The organism is Methylorubrum salsuginis, from assembly GCF_900114375.1.
In the GTDB taxonomy this organism is placed as follows: domain Bacteria; phylum Pseudomonadota; class Alphaproteobacteria; order Rhizobiales; family Beijerinckiaceae; genus Methylobacterium; species Methylobacterium salsuginis.
Genome location: NZ_FOSV01000009.1, coordinates 57,311 through 74,441 on the forward strand (window position 1 = coordinate 57,311; position 17,131 = coordinate 74,441).

The window sequence follows — 17,131 nt, forward strand, 5'->3', positions numbered from 1 at the left end:
CGTGCGCCTATTCCACCACCAGCTTGTAGCTCTGCCCCGGCTTCACGCTCGCCCCGCGTTCCAGCCCGTTCAGCACGAGGAAGCGCTCGGCGGCGCGGTCCGGCACGATCATGCGGCGGGACAGGCTCTCCACCGTGTCGCCCGGCGCGGCGGTGACGAGGCGCAGATGGGCGGGCTTGAGGCTGGCGGCCTCCTCGGGCTCGAGCGGGCGCAGACTCTCGATCCAGCGGCGGAAGGCCGGATCGGGATCGGTCGCGCCCTTGGCCGCCATGATCATGCGATAGGTGGTCTCGCCGACGCGGATCGCCGCGAGGCGGAAGGTCCAGTCCTTGCCCTTCGACAGGGCGGTGACCGCCGGGTTGCCGCCGACGATGCGGTTCTCCACCGAACCGGCATCGATGCCGTCGTTCCATGTGGCGCGCAGCACGTCCTCCAGGCCGCGGTCGGCGCTGGCCTCGACCTGATCGAACAGCAGGCGGCGGCTGCCCTCCGGCGTGGTGCCGAGCACGGCGTTGCGGGTGTTCTCGATTGTAAAGGCGTCGGGCACCTCGAAGGCGATGCGCAGGCCCGGATGCAGGAAGCGGCGGGCGCGCACCATGCCCTCGCCGGGGTTGTCGCCGTAGGCGACCCCGTCGATGGCCGCGAGGTAGCGGGCGCGCTCGTCCACGCCGAGGCCGGGGGCGCCGATGCGCCGGGCCGCGCGGGTGACGAGCGCGATCCGCTCGGTGGTGGCCGGATGCGTCGCCAGCATGTCGGGCTCGCTCGCCGTGCCGGTGCCGGACTTGAGCGCCAGGGTGCGGTTGAGCGCCTCCAGGAAGCGGCTCGCGCCGAACGGATCGTAGCCGGCCTGGGCCAGCACCCGCACGCCGCTGGTATCGGCCTCGAATTCCTGCTCGCGGGAGAAGCGGGCGAGCGTGAACTTCGACTGGTTCTCGAGCTGCGCCCCCGTCACCGGATCGTTCAGCACGTCGGCCACGACCCGGCTGACGAGCTGCGAGCGGAGCGCCATCTCGCTGCGGGCGGTGGCGTGGCGGAGCGTCACGTGGGCGATCTCGTGGGCGAGCACCGCCGCGACTTCCGAGGTGTCGGTGGCGAGCGCCAGCAGGCCTCGAGTGACGTAGAGCCGGCCGCTCGGGAGCGCGAAGGCGTTGACGACGGGCGAATCGAGCAGCGTCACCGCATAGGCCTCGTCGGGCCGCTCGCTCGCCTTCACCAGCCGCTCGGTCACCTCGGTGAGAAGCTTCAGGGCGGCGGGCGACCGGTACTCGCCGCCGAAGGAGGCCACGAGCTTGGCGTGATCGGCGTCATCGCCGGTGCGGGCGCGGCCGGTGGTCTTGGGCGCCTGCTCCGGCACCTTGATGACCGCGGGCGTGATGACGCTACCGGTCTGATCGCCGGCACAGGCCGAGAGCAGGGCCGCGAGCGCGGCACTCCCGGCAAGCCCCGCGAGCAGCCGCGCGCAAGCGCCCCGCCGCACCGATCCGATGTGCCGATGCCCCGTCATGCCGTTCAGCGCCGCAGCGCCCGCTCCCCCTCGACCACCTCGATCGCGTCCCGGGTATCCAAGTCGATCACCGGACCCCGCCGCATCTCGACCGTACCGCGGATGCGCACGAGGCGCCCCCTTAGCGTGGCCGTAGACAAACCATGTTCGGCCATCCCGCGCCAAGTGCGTTTCTGCACGATGACCGTGAGGCCCTGCATCCCACGCGGGGCGAAGTCCAGATACGTGCGCGCGCTGCGCTCCCCGACATGCAGGATGCGCCCCTCGACGACGGCGAATCGCCCGGCCCGCGCGGTGAGCGCGGCGGCGTCCGTGGCCTCGATGGGACCCGCCTTCCAGAGGCCGAGCCCGGCCGCGCGGGGCACCGCCTCCAGCGCCCTCAGGGACGGGCGGCACAGGGCATCCGCCTCGCCGGGATCGGCCTGGGCGAGGCCCGCCGCGATCAGGCCGCCGGCCAGATCCGTCGGCTCCGCGCCCTCCGTCACGACATCGGCCCGGCGGCGGCCCCAGCGGTCCTCGCTGCCGCGCTCGGTCAGGGCGAGCGGCGTATCGCGGAACGACAGAAGCCAGGCGCGGGCCGCGGCATCCGCCTCCGGTTCGTCGGGCCAGCGCAGATCCGACAGCACGGCGCGCGCCCCGGAGGCGAGGACGAGTTCGCCGCGCAGGCCCAGTCCGGCGAGCCGGTCGGCCCGCGCCGTGCCGGCGCGGCAGGCTTCGTCCGCATGGGCGGAGAACGGCAGCGCCCCGCAGGCGGCGAGCAGCCACAGGGCGCCGCCCCGGCGGGCGGGGCGGTTGAGTGTCGGCGCGATGGCGGGCGTTGGGATCACGGCGCGCGTCTCGGGTCGGCCTCGTCGGAAGCGGAGGCCAGGATTGCGGCGGATCGTGCCGGGATCGGGGCCGAGGATCCCGTTCCGGCGGATTCGGCAACCCTGCGGCGGGTTCGCCACACTCGGCGCGCGCCCGCTGCGTCGGGTGAGGCCCTCCCGCCACACCGGTCCGAAATCCGGTCAAGGCTCCGCTTTTCCCGCCCCGCTTGTCCCGGGCGCCTTGCCGCCATCGCATTTGGCCGCGACGGGAGCCGCAGGTTCGCCAAGGAAGTAAGGGATCTCGATGCCGCGCGGGTTGCTCTCGACCACAGCCTGTCTCGCGCTCGCAGCGAGCCTCGGCGCCTGCGGCACGTCGCGCTTCGACAGTCCGCGGCCGCGCCCGCAGGCCGCCCTGGAGCCCGCCACGCCGGCCCTGCCCTCGGGCCGGGTGACGAGCGAGCCGCTCGCGCCGCCGCCCGGCGCCAGCGCCGCCCCGGTCGATGCGCCGCCGAGCGTGGCCGCAGCCCCCTCCCCGGCCCTGGAGCCCGAGCCGCTGCCGCCGCCGCCCGCCCCGGCGCCCGTCGTCGCCACCGGCCGCTCCTCGGTGGTGGGTTCGTGGAACGCCACCGATGCCACCGGCAGCTGCAAGGTCTCGCTGTCCAGCGCGCCCGCCCTCGACCTGTACAAGGCCTCGACCTCGGGCTGCGCCAACAAGGATCTCGCCAAGGTTTCGGCGTGGGATTTTCGAGACGGCGAGGTCTACCTCTATCAGCCCGGCGGCACCGTCACGGCGCGCCTGCGACAGTCCGGCGGCAGCCTCGACGGCGCCTTGTCGAAGTCGGGCGCACAGCTCGCCCTGGCACGTTAGAGCATCGGTCCGAAAGGTGGCCATCGGCTTTCGGAAGACAGCCGATGCTCTCCGTTCTTGGGCCGCATCGTCTTTTTCCGAAAGCCGGAAACCACCTTTCGGGACGATGCTCAAGCCGGAGGCCGGCGCGACCGACGTTCCTGCGCGCCCGGAACCGGTTCGAGGTTCCCGGGGCGGCGGGGCCATCCGTCTCGATCGTCGGGCCCGAAGGACGCAGCGGCTTTCGAGAAGAGCCGCGCGCCACAGGAGTTTTAGAATACCGTCCTCAAGCCCGGTCCCGGGACGGGCGCGGGCGGGGAACGACGGGACGGCCCGTCAGGCCGCTCCCCGCGCCTCCTCGCCGCCCGCATTCACGAAGCTCTTCAACTCGTCGAGGGAGCCGAAGGTGAAGCGGCCCCGCGGCGTGTCGGCCTCGATCGAGCCGTCGGAGAACATTACGTAGGTGTTGGCGCCCGACGCGTAGCTGCCGACCGCATGGCGTTCCGGCTCCGCTGCCGGCTCGGGCTCTGCCTCGTGCTCCGTCTCCGCGCTCGCCGCCGCCGCCGGTTCGGAAACCGGAGCGGGTTCCGGCTCCGGTTCCGGCGCAGGCGGCTCGGGGGTCAGATCGAGGGCGGGGCGCAGGCCGATGCCCTCGGCGACGGCCAGGCTCGGCTCGGACTCCGCCGCCGGGGCGGCGAACAGGGCGTCGTCCTCCCCCTCGCGACGAGGCGGCTCCTCCGGCAGGAGATCGGGCAGCAACGGCTCCGCCTCCGTCCGGCTCCCGGCCGCGGGCTCGGGATCCTCGAACACCGGCTCGGTGCCGCGCCCGCCCGGACGGATCGCGCCGAGGCCGAGCCCCGCGAGCCCTGCGGTTCCCGCCAACGCTCCCGCCGAGGGCGGCTCGACGGACGGCGCCGCGAGCACCGGATCGCTCGGGGCGGCGAGCCACGGTGCGGCGTCGGCCGTGGGCGGCACCGGAACGGCGCCCTGTTGGCGGAACCCCTCCTCGCGCAGGCGGATGACGGCGCGCTGCACCCGGCGCAGCCGATCCACCACCGCCGACAGGCCGAGCAGGATCACCCCGGCGGATGCCGCGGTCGAGCCGCCGATCACCATGGCGAGTCCGCTCTCCAGCCGTACGTAGGGAAAGCCCTGGACCACGGCGGCGATGCCGCCGAGGATCATGACGAGACTGAGCGCGAGCAGCGCGACGACCATGGTACTCTCGACTGACTGTCGCGGGCGGCGGGAGCGGACAGGATAACCCCCGGAACCGGCATTGCAAAATTCGCCGCCGACGTTGCACGGGGAAATCGGGCGTTTCCGCGGCTTTGCCCCCCTTTGCGCACAGTTCGCAGCGTTGCCGAGCCGGGGCGACCGACTTACCTACCGGCCGTCGCCTCGCCGGCCCGCCCTCGGGCGCGCCACACAGGTCCCGTGCCCGCGAGGCCCGGATAACCAGGAGACCCCGATGACGTTCACCCTGCCGGAGCTGCCCTACGCCTACGACGCGCTGGGGCCCTACATGTCGAAGGAGACCCTCGAGTTCCACCACGACAAGCACCACAAGGCCTACGTCGACACGGGCAACAAGCTGCTCGAAGGCACCGATCTCGCCGGCAAGAGCGTCGAGGAGATCGTCAAGGCGAGCTACGGCACGAACCAGGCGCTGTTCAACAACGCCGGCCAGCACTTCAACCACCTCCATTTCTGGAACTGGATGAAGCCCAACGGCGGCGGCCAGCCCCCGCAGGCGCTCGCCTCCAAGATCGACGAGGATCTCGGCGGCTACGAGAAGTTCAAGGCCGACTTCATCCAGGCCGGCATCGGCCAGTTCGGCTCAGGCTGGGCGTGGCTCGCGGTCAAGGACGGCAAGCTCGCCATCATGAAGACCCCCAACGGCGAGAACCCGCTGGTCCACGGCGCCACCCCGATCCTCGGCGTCGACGTGTGGGAGCACTCCTACTACATCGACTACCGCAACCGCCGGCCCGACTACCTCAAGGCGTTCGTCGAGAACCTCGTGAATTGGGAGTATGTCGAGAAGCTGTACGGCGAGGCGAAGGCCTGATCGGCTTTTTCTGACACGTGATGTCCGGGCCGCCCCATCGCCGATGGGGCGGCCCTTTTCGTGCCCGGCGTGGCGCGGCGGTCATTGCCCCGGCGCGGACCCGCGCCGTACTCGTCGGTCGGGCTTTCATCCCACCCACACCCTCATCCTGAGGTGCCGCGTCAGCGGCCTCGAAGGAGGGCTCCAGGGACCGCTGAGACTTCTGGAGCCCTCCTTCGAGGCCTCCGCTGTGCTGCGGCACCTCAGGATGAGGGTGCGGGTGGGAGAGCCGGGTCCGGCGGCGGAGCCTTTTCCGCGGTCGTACGGGATCGGTCCGAAAAGAGAAAAAAATGATCCGCTCGATCCTCTCCGTCGGCGGCTGGACGCTGGTCTCGCGGGTCACCGGGTTCGCCCGCGACGTGGTGACGGCGGCCGTGATGGGGGCAGGACCCGTCGCCGACGCCTTCGTCGTCGCCTTCCGCCTACCGAACCACTTTCGCGCGATCTTCGGCGAGGGGGCGTTCAACACCGCCTTCGTGCCGGCCTATGCGCGGCTCGAGGAGGCAGGCGAGGCCGGCGCCGCGCAACGGTTTGCGGATCGCGTCTTCACCCTGATGCTGCTGGTGCAGGTGGGCCTGCTGGCTCTGGCGCTACCCGCGATGCCCTGGGTGGTGCGCGCCCTGGCGCCGGGCTTTTCCGAGGATGCCGAGCGGTTTTCGCTCGCCGTCGATCTCACCCGGATCACCTTCCCCTACCTGCTGTTCATGACGCTGGTGACGCTGTTCTCCGGCATCCTGAACGCGCATCGCCGTTTCGCCGCCGCCGCGGGCGCGCCGGTGCTGCTCAACCTCGCGATGCTGGTGGCGCTGGCTCTGGCCTTTCTGTTCCCGAACGCGGCCTACGCCGCCGCCTGGGGCGTGTCGGTGTCGGGCGTGCTGCAATTCGCCCTCGTCTGGTGGGCTGCCCGCCGCGGGGCCTACGCGCCGCGGCTGATGCGCCCCAGCTTCCGCGACCCCGACATGGTCCGCTTCTTCAAGGTGCTCGGCCCCGCGGTGATCGGCTCGGCCGGGTTCCAGATCGCGTCCTTCGCCGACACCATCATCGCGAGCTTTCTGCCGGTCGGGGCGGTCTCGGCGCTCTACTACGCGGACCGGCTCTATCAGCTCCCCTTCGGCGTCATCGCCATCGCGGCCGGCACCGTGCTGTTGCCCGAGATGAGCCGCCGGCTCGCCGCCGGAGACGTGGAGGGCGCGCATGCGGCGCAGAACCGGGCGGCGGGATTCTCGCTCGCGCTGTCGGCCCCCTTCGCGGTGGCCTTCCTGACCCTGCCGGGGTCGATCATGGCGGCCCTGTTCCAGCGTGGCGCCTTCACCGCCGAGGACGCGGCCCGCTCGGCGGCAGTGCTCGCCGCCTACGGGCTGGCCCTGCCGGCGGCGGTGCTGGTGCGGTCGGCTCTGGCGAGCTTCTACGCCCGGCAGGACACGAAAACGCCGCTCTACGCCTCGCTCACCGGCATTGCGGTCAACGTCGCGCTCAAGCTCGTGCTGACCGGTCCCTACGGCGTCGCGGGCCTCGCGCTCGCCACCGCCATCGGCGCCTGGATCAATCTCGGCCTGCTCTACGCGCTCGCGCTCAAGCGCGGCTGGACCGCACCGGGGCGCCCGCTCCTCGTCATTGTGGCGGTGGTGGCCGCCGCGAGCCTCGGGCTCGCCGGCCTCGCGGTCTACGGCCTGCCGCTGGCCGAGTGGTTCGTGCCCGCCCTCCCCCATTTCCGCGAGATCGCGGTGCTGGCGCTGATCGGCGCCGTCGGCGCTCTGGCCTATGGCGGCGCCCTGCTGGCGGGCCTGCGCCTGTTCGGCGTGCGCCTGCGCCGCAGGTAGCCGCGCGCCATCCATGCCACAGGTGAGCGGCATGACACGCTCCGACCTCCTCGCCGGCAAGACCCACGCCGTGTTCGACGCCTACGGCACGCTGTTCGACGTGCATTCGGCGGTCGCCCGCCACGCCGGAGCCATCGGTCCGAAGGCGCAGGCGTTCTCGGAGATGTGGCGCACCAAGCAGCTCGAATACAGCTGGGTGATCGGGTTGATGGGCCGCTACGAAGCGTTCTGGACGCTGACCGAGCGCGCCCTCGACTTCGCCCTGGCCAAGCACCCGGACGTGAACCCCACGCTGCGCGAAACGCTGCTCGACGCCTATCGCGATCTCGATGCCTACGCCGAGGTTCCGGGTGTTCTGGCGCGCCTGCGCGAGGCGGGCCTGCAAACCGCCGTGTTCTCCAACGGCGACGCCACGATGCTGGCGCGGGCGGTCGCCTCCGCCGGGCTGGCCGAGCGGCTCGACGCGGTGCTGTCGGTGGACCCCGTCCGCACCTTCAAGACGGCACCGGCCGCCTACCGACTGGTGCTCGACCGGCTCGGGGCCGCCCGCGAGGGCGTATTGTTCTTCTCCTCCAACCGCTGGGATATCGCGGGCGCCGCCGCCTTCGGTTTCGACGCGGTCTGGGTCAACCGCACCGACCACCCCGACGAATACCCAGATCTGACGCCCCGCCTCGTCGTGAAGAGCCTCGACACGCTCGTGTGAACGGACGCCTCCGCCGGCGTTCGCCAATCCTTAAGCACGCGGGTGGCATTTTACGGGAGCGTCCCCTGGAGGTTCTTGGTCCCGTGTCCGTTTCCGTCCTTGCCCGGAAGGGCGTTTGCGCGGCGCTCCTCGCCGCAGCCCTCGTCTCCACCGCGCCGGCCTCGGCCCGTGACGGCCGCAACGGCGCCCTGATCGGCGGCGCCGCCGCCGGTGTCGTCGGCGGCCTGGCCCTCGGTGCGCTCCTCAACAGCGCCCCGCCCCCGCCGCCCGGCCCGGCCCCGCGCCCGGTCTATGTCGAGGAAGGCCCGGTCTACGTCGCCCCACCGCCGCGCCGCGGCCCGATCTGCCACTACGAGCGCCGCAAGCAGTGGCTCAACGACATCGAGTTCACCTACAAGAGCGTCGAAGTCTGCGAATAAGGCCGATGCGGGAGGGCGTCCGCGTCAGGCGGGCGCCTTCTTCGTGAGGATCCAGTCCTCGACCACGATGGCGTCGAGGCCCGTCGTGTAGAACATCAGGATCGCGTCCTCCGCGCTATGGAGGATCGGCTTGCCCATCACGTTGAAGCTGGTGTTGAGCAGGATCGGCACGCCGCTGATGTCGGCGAACGCCGCGATCAGCGCCGCGTAACGCGGGTTGCGCGCGGCCGTCACGCTCTGAAGCCGACCGGTGCCGTCGGCGTGAACGACCGCAGGCACCCGCGCCCGCACGTCTTCGCGCCAGACCAGCGTGCGCTCCATGTAGGGGCTGTCCGAATAGTCCTCGAACCAGTCCGGCCCGGCCGCGGCCAGGATCGAGGGCGCGAACGGGCGGAACGCCTCGCGGTACTTCACCTTGGCGTTGAGCGTCGCCTTGGCATGGGCCGGGCGCGGATCGGCCAGGATCGAGCGGTTGCCCAGTGCCCGCGGCCCGAACTCGGCCCGCCCCTGCACCCAGCCGACGAGCCCGCCCTCGGCGAGGATGTTTGCCGCTTCCCGCGTCACGCCCTCGATGTCGAGGCGTCGAGCGCGCGGCTCCCACGCCGCCATGCGCTCGAACGGTTCGGTCGAGACCGTCGAGCCGAGATAGGGCGTGAGCGGGCGCGCCTCAGCCGCCGGGCCGGTCCAGTCGGGATGGTCTTGCGCCAACGCCAGCCACGCGGCGCCGATGGCGTTGCCGTCGTCGGCGGGCGCGGACGGAACGTGGAGCCGTTCGAAGCCGGAGCGGCCGAGCACGCGGCCGTTATAGGACGAATTGAGCCCGCAGCCGCCCGCGATCACGAGGTTTTCGCAAGGTGCGAGCGCCCAGGCCTCGGCGACGAGCCCATCCATCAACTCGCAGAAGACGTCCTGGCCGCAGCGGGCGAGGTCGGCCCAGCCCTGCTCGCCGATATCGGCGGGGCGCCGCGCCAGCACCTCGGCGGCGACCGCCTGCACCGTCTCGGCCTCGGCGAACCGCAGGCGCCCGTTCTCGACCGCGTAGAGGCGGCGCAGCAGGGCCATCAGGGCCGGATCGGATTGGCCGTAGGGGCTAAGCCCCATGATCTTCCATTCCTCGCCCTTGATCTGGTCGAAGCCGGCGAGATCGGTGACGAGCCCGTAGAGGAAGCCGACCGAGCCGCGCCCGCGGTGACGCCGCACCTCCTCGATGCGCCCGTTCCGCAAGCGGTAGATCGCCGCCGCCCCGGTCTCGCCCATGCCGTCGACGATCAGCGCCGTCGCCTCCGCGAACGGGCTGCTCCACAGGGCGTAGGCGGCATGGGACAGGTGGTGGGCGAAGCGGCGCTGCCCGGTGATCGTCGCGCGGGGCTTGCCGCCGAGCCCGCGGGTCTCGTTGTCGAGCGCCAGCAGCGTGCCGTAGCCGGCCCGCGCCTGCATGGCGTGGAGATCGGCGATGAAGACGCGCTCGGCCCGCTCGGGCACGAAGGAGCGATTGAGGGTGGAGGGGTGGGCAGCCAGCGCCGTCAGGTCGAAGGCGCCCGAGGCTGCCTGTCCCTTCAGGAAGTCCGAGAACGGCTCCCCCCAGGACGAGGCGACGACGAGCTCGGAGCCTTCCGGCAGGTATCGCTCGAGCAGCCCGGCCATGCGGGTGCCGGGATCGGGCTCGCAGTTCGGGGCGCGCTTGTATTGGAGATAACGCTCGGCCGCCTCGGCAAAGAGCACTTCGCCGTCCGGCCCGACCAGGGCCATTGCCGGATCGTGGAAGGTCGTGGCGAGGCCGAGATAGAAGGGCATGAGCCTTGGGCTACACCCCGAGGAGACGGGTCGCAACGCGGGTCGGCACCCCGTGCACCCCTCGCTCCGGCGTGTCGGGAAGGGGAGCACGGCGGAGGCCGCGCGATCAGGCCCCTTCGCCCAACGCCGCCCGGATCAGCCGTTTTCCTTCTTCGCCCGACCACTCGGCGGGGCCCTTCATCACGCCGAGCATGCAGCCCTTGGCGTCGACGAGGGCCGTCGTCGGCAGGCCGGTCGAGCCGGCGGCCGATTGGAGCGCCGGCAGCACCTTGCCCTCGGGGTCGCCGTAATAGGTCAGCCCGGTGATGCCGTTGGCCTTGAACCAAGCGGGCGGCTTGTCGAGGTTGCGGGTCTCGACGTTGATCGCCACCACTTGGAAGCGGTCGCCGCCGAGATCGGCCTGGAGCCGGTCGAGGGCCGGCATCTCGGCCTTGCAGGGGGCGCACCATGTCGCCCACAGGTTCACCAGCCGCAGCTTTCCGTCGAGGGCCGAAAGCTCGGTCGGGGCGCCGTCCGGGCCCTTGAAGGCCAGCGCCGGGGCGGGTTTCGGGGCCGGCCACGCCTCGAAGGCCGCGACCGCGCCGCGGGCGAGCGGAGCGAGGCGGGCGGCGGTCGGCGCGGCCTCCGCGCAGGGGCCGGTGGGCCCGAGCCCCATGAGGTTGCCGAGGTTCCGGCCGGTCCCGTATAGGGCGAAGCCGCCGAGCAGCGCGGCGGCGAAGACGCCGCCCGCGATCAGGATTTTCGGGTTTGCCCTCACCGGCAGGCTCCGGTGCGCGCAGTCGGGAAGGTGGAACGGGCCATGAGCAACCGGATGTGGGGCGGGCGCTTCGCGAGCGGCCCTGCCGAGATCATGGAGGAGATCAACGCCTCCATCGGGTTCGACCGGCGCCTCGCGCCCCAGGACATTCGCGGCTCGCTGGCGCATGTCGCGATGCTGGGGGCGCAGGGCATCCTGCCGGCCGACGATGTGGCCGCGATTTCCGACGGGCTCAAGTCCGTCGAGGCCGAGATCGCGCGCGGCGAATTCGCGTATCGGCGCGAATTGGAGGACATCCACATGGCGGTGGAGAGCCGCCTGACCGAGATCGTCGGCCCCGCCGCCGGCCGCCTCCACACCGCCCGCTCGCGCAACGATCAGGTCGCCACCGACATGCGGCTGTGGGTGCGCGACACCCTCGATGCGCTGGACGCGCAGGTCGCCGAATTGCAGCGGGTGCTGGCCGAGAGTGCCGAGAAATACGCGGCGACCGTGATGCCGGGCTTCACCCACCTGCAATCGGCCCAGCCCGTCACCTTCGGCCACCATTGCCTCGCCTATGTCGAGATGCTGGCCCGCGACCGGGGCCGGTTCCGCGATGCCCGCGCGCGGCTCAACGAGTGCCCGCTCGGCGCCGCCGCGCTCGCCGGCACATCCTTCCCGATCGACCGGCACGCGGTCGCCGCCGCGCTCGGCTTCGACCGGCCGACCGCGAATTCCCTGGATTCCGTGGCCGACCGCGACTTCGCGTTGGAATCGCTCGCCGCCGCCTCGATCTGCGCCGTCCACCTCTCGCGCTTCGCCGAGGAGCTGGTGGTGTGGACCTCGGCCCAGTTCGGCTTCGTGAAGCTGTCCGACCGCTTCACCACCGGCTCGTCGATCATGCCCCAGAAGCGCAACCCCGACGCCGCCGAGCTGGTCCGCGCCAAGGCCGGGCGCATCGTCGGCGCGCTGACGGGTCTGCTGATCGTGATGAAGGGGCTGCCGCTCGCCTATTCCAAGGACATGCAGGAGGACAAGGAGGGCACCTTCGACGCGCTCCAGTCCCTCTCCCTGTGTCTGGCCGCCATGACCGGCATGGTGCGCGACCTCGAGCCCGTCACCGAGACGCTGAAGCGCGCCGCCGGCTCCGGCTACGCCACCGCCACCGATCTCGCCGACTGGCTGGTGCGCGAACTCGGGATGCCGTTCCGGCAGGCCCACCACGTCACCGGCCGGGTCGTGGCCGCGGCGGCCGAGCGCGGCGTCGGATTGGAAGAGCTGTCCCTCGACGCGATGCAGGCCATCGAGCCGCAGATCACGGATGCGGTCTTCGCCGTGCTCGGCGTCGAGAACTCGGTGGCGAGCCGCACCAGCTACGGCGGCACCGCGCCGGACAACGTCCGGGCCCAGGCGCAGGGCTGGCTCGCGAAGCTGGCCCCTGTGGAGAAGTAGGACGGACCCGCGGGAACGGGCATGGAAAGTGCGGCGTTCATGGAACGGCTAGGTCAGCTTGGCTATCCGGACGCTCGAACCCGCGGAGTCCCGTCGATGAACGTAGAGAGCTGGATCACGGTCGAGGAAACCCCTGCCCTGGCGCAGGCGGCGCGGGAGGCGATCGAAGCCCGACTGGCCCGGTTCCCTGTCGCCCAGCGCGACGCGTTCTGGGCCTCGATCGTGAAGGCCTACAACACGCCCTACAACGACCCGGTGAAGAAGCCGGCGGCCCCGAAGCCCGCCGAGCCGGCGCCGAAGGTCGAGCTGGTCCTGCCCGAGATCGAGCTGCCCGCCGCCGCCATCGCCTCCGCGGCGCTCGCCGCCGAAATCCGGGCGGCCTGAGGCCGTTCCGGCGGCCGTTTTCGGTTGATCGGTGCCCGGCGGGACTTTCCCATCCCGTCCGCGGCCATCATCCTGCCGCGAGAAAAGGCGAGCGGAGCCATTCGTTCGCCCGGAAAAAGCGTGAGATGCAGCGGCACCGCCTCCCGACCCTCCTGCCCGCCCTCCCCGTCCTGCTCGCGCCCTGGCTGATCGCGGCCGGCGCGTCGCTGGTGCCGATGCCGACCGAGCGTGCCCACGCCCAGGCCGCCGCCGAGGCGCCCGCGGCCGAGGCGGCGCCGACGGAAGGGCGCCGCAGCCGGCGCGGCCGCCGTTCTTCGAAGAACAGCGCTCCGAAGGCCGCCGCCGTGCCGCCGGGGATGCAGCAGGCGGTGCCCCTCGCGGTGTTCGGCGACTGGAACGTCTTCACCAATGGCGGGCAGGCGCGGGAGAAACTCTGCTACGCCATCGCCCAGCCGACGACGCGCAGCCCGAAATCGCTCGCCCGCGACACCGGCTACCTGTTCGTTTCCTTCGCCAAGGGCGGCGCCCAGAGCGAGATCGCGGTGATGCTCGGCTTCAAGCCGAGGCCGGCGGCGGCGCAAGCCAAGCCCGGCGCGGCGGCGGCGCCGAGCGATCCCTACCTGACGGTCGGCGCGACCCGTTACGGCCTCGTCGTCAAGGACGAGAACGCCTGGGTGCAGAATCAGGCCGAGGAGCCGCGCATCGTCGCCGAAATGAGCCGCACCCAGACCGCCACCGTCCGCACCACCTCGCAGCGCGGCAACCCGACCCAGGACGAGTACGCGCTGGGTGGTTTCGCTGAGGCGCTGAAACGGGCGCGGGAGGAATGCAAGTAGGGGTCAGCTCTTCAGCCGATAGCCCGTCCTGAAGATCCACGTCACCAGCCCGAGGCAGAGCGCCAGGAACCCGAACGTCACCGCGATGCTGACGCCGACCGCGACGTCGCCCTTGCCGAAGAAGGCCCAGCGGAAGGCACTGACGAGGTAGACCACCGGGTTGGCGAGGCTCACCGCGTGCCAGAACGGCGGCAGCATTTCGATCGAGTAGAAGCTGCCGCCCAGGAACGTCAGGGGGGTGACGATGAGCAGCGGCACCAGCTGAAGCTTCTCGAACCCGTCCGCCCAGAGGCCGATGACGAAGCCGAACAGGCTGAAGGTGACGGCGGTGAGCAGCAGGAAGGCCACCATCCAGAACGGATGCTCGATGTGCAGCGGCACGAACAGGGCGGCGGTGGCCAGGATGACGAGGCCGATGAAGATCGACTTGGTCGCCGCCGCGCCGACATAGCCCAGCACCACCTCGAACGGCGCGATCGGCGCCGAGAGCAACTCGTAGATCGTGCCGGCGAAGCGGGGGAAATAGATGCCGAAGGCGGCGTTGGAGATGCTCTGGGTCAGCAGCGAGAGCATGATCAGCCCCGGCACGATGAAGGCGCCGTAGGGGATGCCGTCGACCGTCTGCACCCGTGCGCCGATCGCGGCGCCGAACACGACGAAGTAGAGCGAGGTGGCGATGACCGGGGCGACGATGCTCTGGAGCGCCGTGCGCCAGAACCGCGCCATCTCGAAGCGGTAGATCGCCAGGACCGCCGGCAGGTTCATGGGGCGGCTCCCGTATGGCCACGGACGAGATCGACGAAGATCTCTTCCAGCGAACTCTGTTGGGTGTCGAGGTCGGTGAAGCCGATGCCGGCGGCGGCGAGATCGGTGAGCAGGCGGGTGATGCCGGTGCGCTCGCGCTGGGTGTCGTAGGTGTAGACGATCTCGCGGCCCCCCGGCCCGAGGTGCAGCGCGTATCCCGCGAGGCTCTCCGGCAGGGCCGCGAGCGGCTCGGCCAGATGCAGGGTGAGCTGTTTCTTGCCGAGCTTTCGCATCAGCTCGACCTTGTCCTCCACGAGGATGATCTCGCCTTTCCGGATCACGCCGACCCGGTCGGCCATCTCCTCGGCCTCCTCGATGTAGTGCGTGGTCAGGATCACCGTGACGCCCTGGTCGCGCAGGCGCCGCACGAGGCGCCACATGTCCTGACGCAGTTCCACGTCCACGCCCGCGGTCGGCTCGTCGAGGAACAGCACCTGCGGCTCGTGGGCGAGCGCCTTGGCGATCAGCACGCGCCGCTTCATGCCGCCGGACAGCTGCATGATCCGGTTGTCGCGCTTCTCGTAGAGGGAGAGGTCCTTCAGGACCCGCTCGATATGGTCCGGATTCTTGCCGAGGCCGAACAAGCCGCGGCTGAAGCTCACCGTGTCCCACACCTTTTCGAAGGCGTCGGTGGTGAGTTCCTGCGGCACCAGCCCGATCATCCGACGCGCCGCGCGGTAATCGCTGCGGTTGTCGTGGCCGCCGACCCGGATCGTGCCCGAACTCGGCGTGACGATGCCGCAGACGGTGTTGATCAGCGTCGACTTGCCGGCCCCGTTCGGACCCAGCAGGGCGAAGATTTCACCCTTGTCGATGGCGAGGTTCACGTCCTTGAGGGCGTGGAGGCCGGAGGCATAGACCTTCGACAGGTTTTCGATCGAGACGATCGGCGGCATCGCGGTCCAAAATGCTACGGGGCGCGCCCTATAGCACGCCCCGCGCCGCCGTGAAGCATCGTGGCCGAATGGCCATTCCGGTGCGTTTTGCCGCGGAAGTGCGGTCTATCAGGGAACTCTCTTCCCCTCTCGCGACTTCAACCTTCACTCTCCTGCGAAAACCTCCCCTGACCCGGCCTGCCCTCTCAACGAAGGCGGGCCGTTTTCTTGTCCGGAGATCAGGCCGCCATCGGCAGGTCGTCCTCGGTCTGCGCCGCCATGAACTGCGCCTTGGCGAGGTCGGCGAAGCGATGCCCTTGGGCGACCAGTTCGTCGAAGGTGCCGGCTTCCACGATCTTGCCCTGCTCGAACACGAGGATGCGGTCGGCGTTGCGGATCGTGGCGAGGCGGTGGGCGATCACGAAGGTCGTGCGGCCCTCCATCACGGTCTCCAGCGCCTGCTGCAGCTTGCGCTCGGTGGCGGCGTCGAGGGCGCTCGTCGCCTCATCGAGGATCAGCACCGGCGGGTTCTTCAGGAGCGCGCGGGCGATCGAGAGGCGCTGGCGCTCGCCGCCCGACAGGGAGCGGCCGCGCTCGCCGATCACGGTGTCGAGGCCGTCCGACTGGCGGGCCATGAACTCGCCGGCCTGGGCGCGTTCCAGCGCGTCGAGCATCTCGGCATCCGTCGCGTCGGGGCGACCGACCTGAAGGTTCTCGCGGATCGAGCGGTTGAACAGCATCGGCTCTTGGAACACGACGCCGATGTTGTGGCGCAAGCTCGAGAGGCCGATGTCGCGGATGTCGGTGCCGTCGATGCGGATGGCGCCCTGATCCGGGTCGAAGGTCCGGTGCAGCAGGCCGAGCGTGGTCGACTTGCCCGAGCCGGTGGTGCCGACGAGCGCCACGGTCTCGCCGGGCTTGGCCGTGAACGACACGCCGTCGAGCGCCCGGCGGCGGCCGTCGTAGGAGAAGGCGACGTTGTCGAACTCGACCGCGCCCTCGGGGCGGGCCAGCGGCTTAGCATGGGCCCGGTCGCGGACGGCGGGCACCGTGTCGAGCACCTCGAAGAACTCGCGCATCTTCGGCGCCTGCATGAACACCCCGTTCACGAAGGTGACGACGTGGTCGAGCTTGGTCACCAGCATGGTGGCGAGGCTCATGAAGGCGACGATCTCGCCGACGGTGGCCGCACCTTTCTGGTGCAGGGCGATGCCGGTGATGAAGATCGCCGTCATGGTGAGCGTGCCCGACGCCCGGGTGGCGACGTTGGCGAGCGCCCACCACGACAGGACCGGAATCTGAACCTTCAGCAGATCGTGGATGATGGTGCGCATCGCCTCCTTCTCGGCCCGCGCGCGGGTGAAGGACTGGATGACGGCGACGTTGCCGAGCGCGTCGGAGGCATGCGCCGCGAGGCCCGACTGGTACTCCTCGACCTCGCCCTGCAGCGTCTCGGTGCGGCGCAGGACGTAGCTCGCCAGCGCGGTGAAGATCAGCACCAGCACGACGAGGATCGCGCCGAGACGCCAGTTCACGAACAGGGTCAGCGGCAGCAGCACGCCGACGGAGAGCAGGGCGGCGAAGTGCTCGCGGAAGAAGTTGAGCCAGATCCAGGCCATGCCGTTGGTGCCCTCCAGCATCGCCTTCAGCACCCGCCCGGAATGGTTGGACGAGTGGAAGGCGATGGGCAGCTCCAGCACGTGCTCGAAGAAATTCGCCATGGTGGCGAGGCGGTTGCGGTGGGCCAAGCGGTCGGAATGGAGCGCGATGGCCACGCCCGCGCCGATGGTGAACAGGCCGAACACCACCCAGGCGACGATCCACGGGGCGAGCGACGTGGCGGGCGCGTCCTTCGACAGATGGGTGAGCCCGTCGATGATGCGGCCCATGATGAGCGGTTCGGCGAAGGCCGCCACCGCCAGCGCGACGTTGGCCGCGATCAGGCCCACGGCCAGCCGCTTCTCCGCCCCGAGCAGGCTCAGAACCCGCGCGTAGAGACGAATCATCGACATCAGGTTTCGCTCCCCCGTCCCGT

Annotated in this window: 16 protein-coding genes; 8 read left to right on the forward strand and 8 right to left on the reverse strand. The window is 70.8% G+C overall.

Annotation, left to right across the window (positions count from 1 at the left end; genetic code table 11):
• Nucleotides 1-7 precede the first annotated feature (7 nt).
• Both BM140_RS12380 and BM140_RS12385 read right to left on the reverse strand, forming a co-directional pair.
• Nucleotides 8-1,504, reverse strand: coding sequence for a M48 family metalloprotease (locus BM140_RS12380; RefSeq protein WP_091946297.1), 1,497 nt, complete (start codon nucleotides 1,502-1,504; stop codon nucleotides 8-10).
• A gap of 5 nt (nucleotides 1,505-1,509) precedes the next feature.
• The gene (locus tag BM140_RS12385; RefSeq protein WP_244535408.1) at nucleotides 1,510-2,331 is read right to left on the reverse strand and encodes a thermonuclease family protein; all 822 of its coding nucleotides are present in this window, start codon (nucleotides 2,329-2,331) and stop codon (nucleotides 1,510-1,512) included.
• A gap of 283 nt (nucleotides 2,332-2,614) precedes the next feature.
• Between BM140_RS12385 and BM140_RS12390 the strand changes: the two genes are divergently transcribed.
• Nucleotides 2,615-3,178 carry an AprI/Inh family metalloprotease inhibitor gene (locus BM140_RS12390; RefSeq protein ID WP_091946301.1) on the forward strand — a complete coding sequence of 188 codons (564 nt, stop codon included), beginning with the start codon at nucleotides 2,615-2,617 and terminating at the stop codon, nucleotides 3,176-3,178.
• A 315-nt stretch (nucleotides 3,179-3,493) separates the two neighbouring features.
• On the opposite strand, the gene BM140_RS12395 is transcribed toward BM140_RS12390, so the two are convergent.
• Nucleotides 3,494-4,375: a hypothetical protein gene (locus BM140_RS12395; RefSeq protein ID WP_091946304.1), complete on the reverse strand. Its 882-nt coding sequence runs from the start codon at nucleotides 4,373-4,375 to the stop codon at nucleotides 3,494-3,496.
• Nucleotides 4,376-4,628: 253 nt separating this feature from the next.
• On the opposite strand from BM140_RS12395, the gene BM140_RS12400 reads away from it, so the two are divergent.
• The 4 genes from BM140_RS12400 to BM140_RS12420 all read left to right on the forward strand — a co-directional run bounded on the left by BM140_RS12400 (nucleotide 4,629) and on the right by BM140_RS12420 (nucleotide 8,212).
• Nucleotides 4,629-5,228: a superoxide dismutase gene (locus BM140_RS12400; protein ID WP_091946307.1), complete on the forward strand. Its 600-nt coding sequence runs from the start codon at nucleotides 4,629-4,631 to the stop codon at nucleotides 5,226-5,228.
• A 329-nt stretch (nucleotides 5,229-5,557) separates the two neighbouring features.
• Nucleotides 5,558-7,087 (forward strand): murein biosynthesis integral membrane protein MurJ, encoded by a 1,530-nt coding sequence (gene murJ / locus BM140_RS12410; RefSeq protein WP_091946317.1) that lies wholly within the window; start codon nucleotides 5,558-5,560, stop codon nucleotides 7,085-7,087.
• Nucleotides 7,088-7,118: 31 nt separating this feature from the next.
• Nucleotides 7,119-7,793 carry a haloacid dehalogenase type II gene (locus tag BM140_RS12415; protein WP_091946320.1) on the forward strand — a complete coding sequence of 225 codons (675 nt, stop codon included), beginning with the start codon at nucleotides 7,119-7,121 and terminating at the stop codon, nucleotides 7,791-7,793.
• 83 nt (nucleotides 7,794-7,876) lie between these two features.
• Nucleotides 7,877-8,212: a hypothetical protein gene (locus BM140_RS12420; protein WP_244535409.1), complete on the forward strand. Its 336-nt coding sequence runs from the start codon at nucleotides 7,877-7,879 to the stop codon at nucleotides 8,210-8,212.
• Between the two features lie 24 nt (nucleotides 8,213-8,236).
• Here BM140_RS12420 and BM140_RS12425 read toward each other — a convergent pair whose 3' ends face one another.
• Together BM140_RS12425 and tlpA are read right to left on the reverse strand one after the other, a co-directional pair.
• Complete coding sequence (locus BM140_RS12425; RefSeq protein ID WP_091946323.1) at nucleotides 8,237-10,006, reverse strand: carbamoyltransferase family protein; 1,770 nt, start codon at nucleotides 10,004-10,006, stop codon at nucleotides 8,237-8,239.
• Nucleotides 10,007-10,112: 106 nt separating this feature from the next.
• Nucleotides 10,113-10,763, reverse strand: a complete 651-nt coding sequence (gene tlpA, locus BM140_RS12430; protein WP_091946326.1) for a thiol:disulfide interchange protein TlpA — start codon at nucleotides 10,761-10,763, stop codon at nucleotides 10,113-10,115.
• Between the two features lie 42 nt (nucleotides 10,764-10,805).
• On the opposite strand from tlpA, the gene argH reads away from it, so the two are divergent.
• The 3 genes from argH to BM140_RS12445 all read left to right on the forward strand — a co-directional run bounded on the left by argH (nucleotide 10,806) and on the right by BM140_RS12445 (nucleotide 13,417).
• Nucleotides 10,806-12,197 carry an argininosuccinate lyase gene (gene argH, locus BM140_RS12435; protein ID WP_091946329.1) on the forward strand — a complete coding sequence of 464 codons (1,392 nt, stop codon included), beginning with the start codon at nucleotides 10,806-10,808 and terminating at the stop codon, nucleotides 12,195-12,197.
• 96 nt (nucleotides 12,198-12,293) lie between these two features.
• Complete coding sequence (locus tag BM140_RS12440) at nucleotides 12,294-12,581, forward strand: hypothetical protein (protein ID WP_091946331.1); 288 nt, start codon at nucleotides 12,294-12,296, stop codon at nucleotides 12,579-12,581.
• 125 nt (nucleotides 12,582-12,706) lie between these two features.
• Nucleotides 12,707-13,417, forward strand: coding sequence for an invasion associated locus B family protein (locus BM140_RS12445; protein WP_091946334.1), 711 nt, complete (start codon nucleotides 12,707-12,709; stop codon nucleotides 13,415-13,417).
• Nucleotides 13,418-13,420: 3 nt separating this feature from the next.
• Here the strand turns inward: BM140_RS12445 and BM140_RS12450 are convergent, their stop codons facing one another.
• From BM140_RS12450 to BM140_RS12460, 3 genes are all read right to left on the reverse strand, one after another.
• On the reverse strand, nucleotides 13,421-14,182 hold the full coding sequence (locus BM140_RS12450) for an ABC transporter permease (protein WP_091946337.1): 762 nt from the start codon (nucleotides 14,180-14,182) through the stop codon (nucleotides 13,421-13,423).
• Nucleotides 14,179-15,117, reverse strand: a complete 939-nt coding sequence (locus tag BM140_RS12455) for an ABC transporter ATP-binding protein (protein WP_091946340.1) — start codon at nucleotides 15,115-15,117, stop codon at nucleotides 14,179-14,181. Before BM140_RS12455 ends, BM140_RS12450 begins: the two co-directional genes overlap by 4 nt.
• 218 nt (nucleotides 15,118-15,335) lie before the next feature.
• A complete protein-coding gene (locus tag BM140_RS12460) occupies nucleotides 15,336-17,108 on the reverse strand; it encodes a glucan ABC transporter ATP-binding protein/ permease (protein WP_091946343.1) in 1,773 nt (590 codons plus the stop codon).
• Between the last annotated feature and the right edge of the window lie 23 nt (nucleotides 17,109-17,131).

What these genes read in the sequence shown, in the direction of transcription:
- BM140_RS12380 (WP_091946297.1), bottom strand. Translation starts at nt 1,504, where the DNA reads ATGACGGGGCATCGGCACATCGGATCGGTGCGGCGGGGCGCTTGCGCG.
- BM140_RS12390 (WP_091946301.1), top strand. Translation starts at nt 2,615, where the DNA reads ATGCCGCGCGGGTTGCTCTCGACCACAGCCTGTCTCGCGCTCGCAGCG.
- BM140_RS12395 (WP_091946304.1), bottom strand. Translation starts at nt 4,375, where the DNA reads ATGGTCGTCGCGCTGCTCGCGCTCAGTCTCGTCATGATCCTCGGCGGC.
- BM140_RS12400 (WP_091946307.1), top strand. Translation starts at nt 4,629, where the DNA reads ATGACGTTCACCCTGCCGGAGCTGCCCTACGCCTACGACGCGCTGGGG.
- murJ (WP_091946317.1), top strand. Translation starts at nt 5,558, where the DNA reads ATGATCCGCTCGATCCTCTCCGTCGGCGGCTGGACGCTGGTCTCGCGG.
- BM140_RS12415 (WP_091946320.1), top strand. Translation starts at nt 7,119, where the DNA reads ATGACACGCTCCGACCTCCTCGCCGGCAAGACCCACGCCGTGTTCGAC.
- BM140_RS12425 (WP_091946323.1), bottom strand. Translation starts at nt 10,006, where the DNA reads ATGCCCTTCTATCTCGGCCTCGCCACGACCTTCCACGATCCGGCAATG.
- argH (WP_091946329.1), top strand. Translation starts at nt 10,806, where the DNA reads ATGAGCAACCGGATGTGGGGCGGGCGCTTCGCGAGCGGCCCTGCCGAG.
- BM140_RS12440 (WP_091946331.1), top strand. Translation starts at nt 12,294, where the DNA reads ATGAACGTAGAGAGCTGGATCACGGTCGAGGAAACCCCTGCCCTGGCG.
- BM140_RS12445 (WP_091946334.1), top strand. Translation starts at nt 12,707, where the DNA reads ATGCAGCGGCACCGCCTCCCGACCCTCCTGCCCGCCCTCCCCGTCCTG.
- BM140_RS12450 (WP_091946337.1), bottom strand. Translation starts at nt 14,182, where the DNA reads ATGAACCTGCCGGCGGTCCTGGCGATCTACCGCTTCGAGATGGCGCGG.
- BM140_RS12455 (WP_091946340.1), bottom strand. Translation starts at nt 15,117, where the DNA reads ATGCCGCCGATCGTCTCGATCGAAAACCTGTCGAAGGTCTATGCCTCC.
- BM140_RS12460 (WP_091946343.1), bottom strand. Translation starts at nt 17,108, where the DNA reads ATGTCGATGATTCGTCTCTACGCGCGGGTTCTGAGCCTGCTCGGGGCG.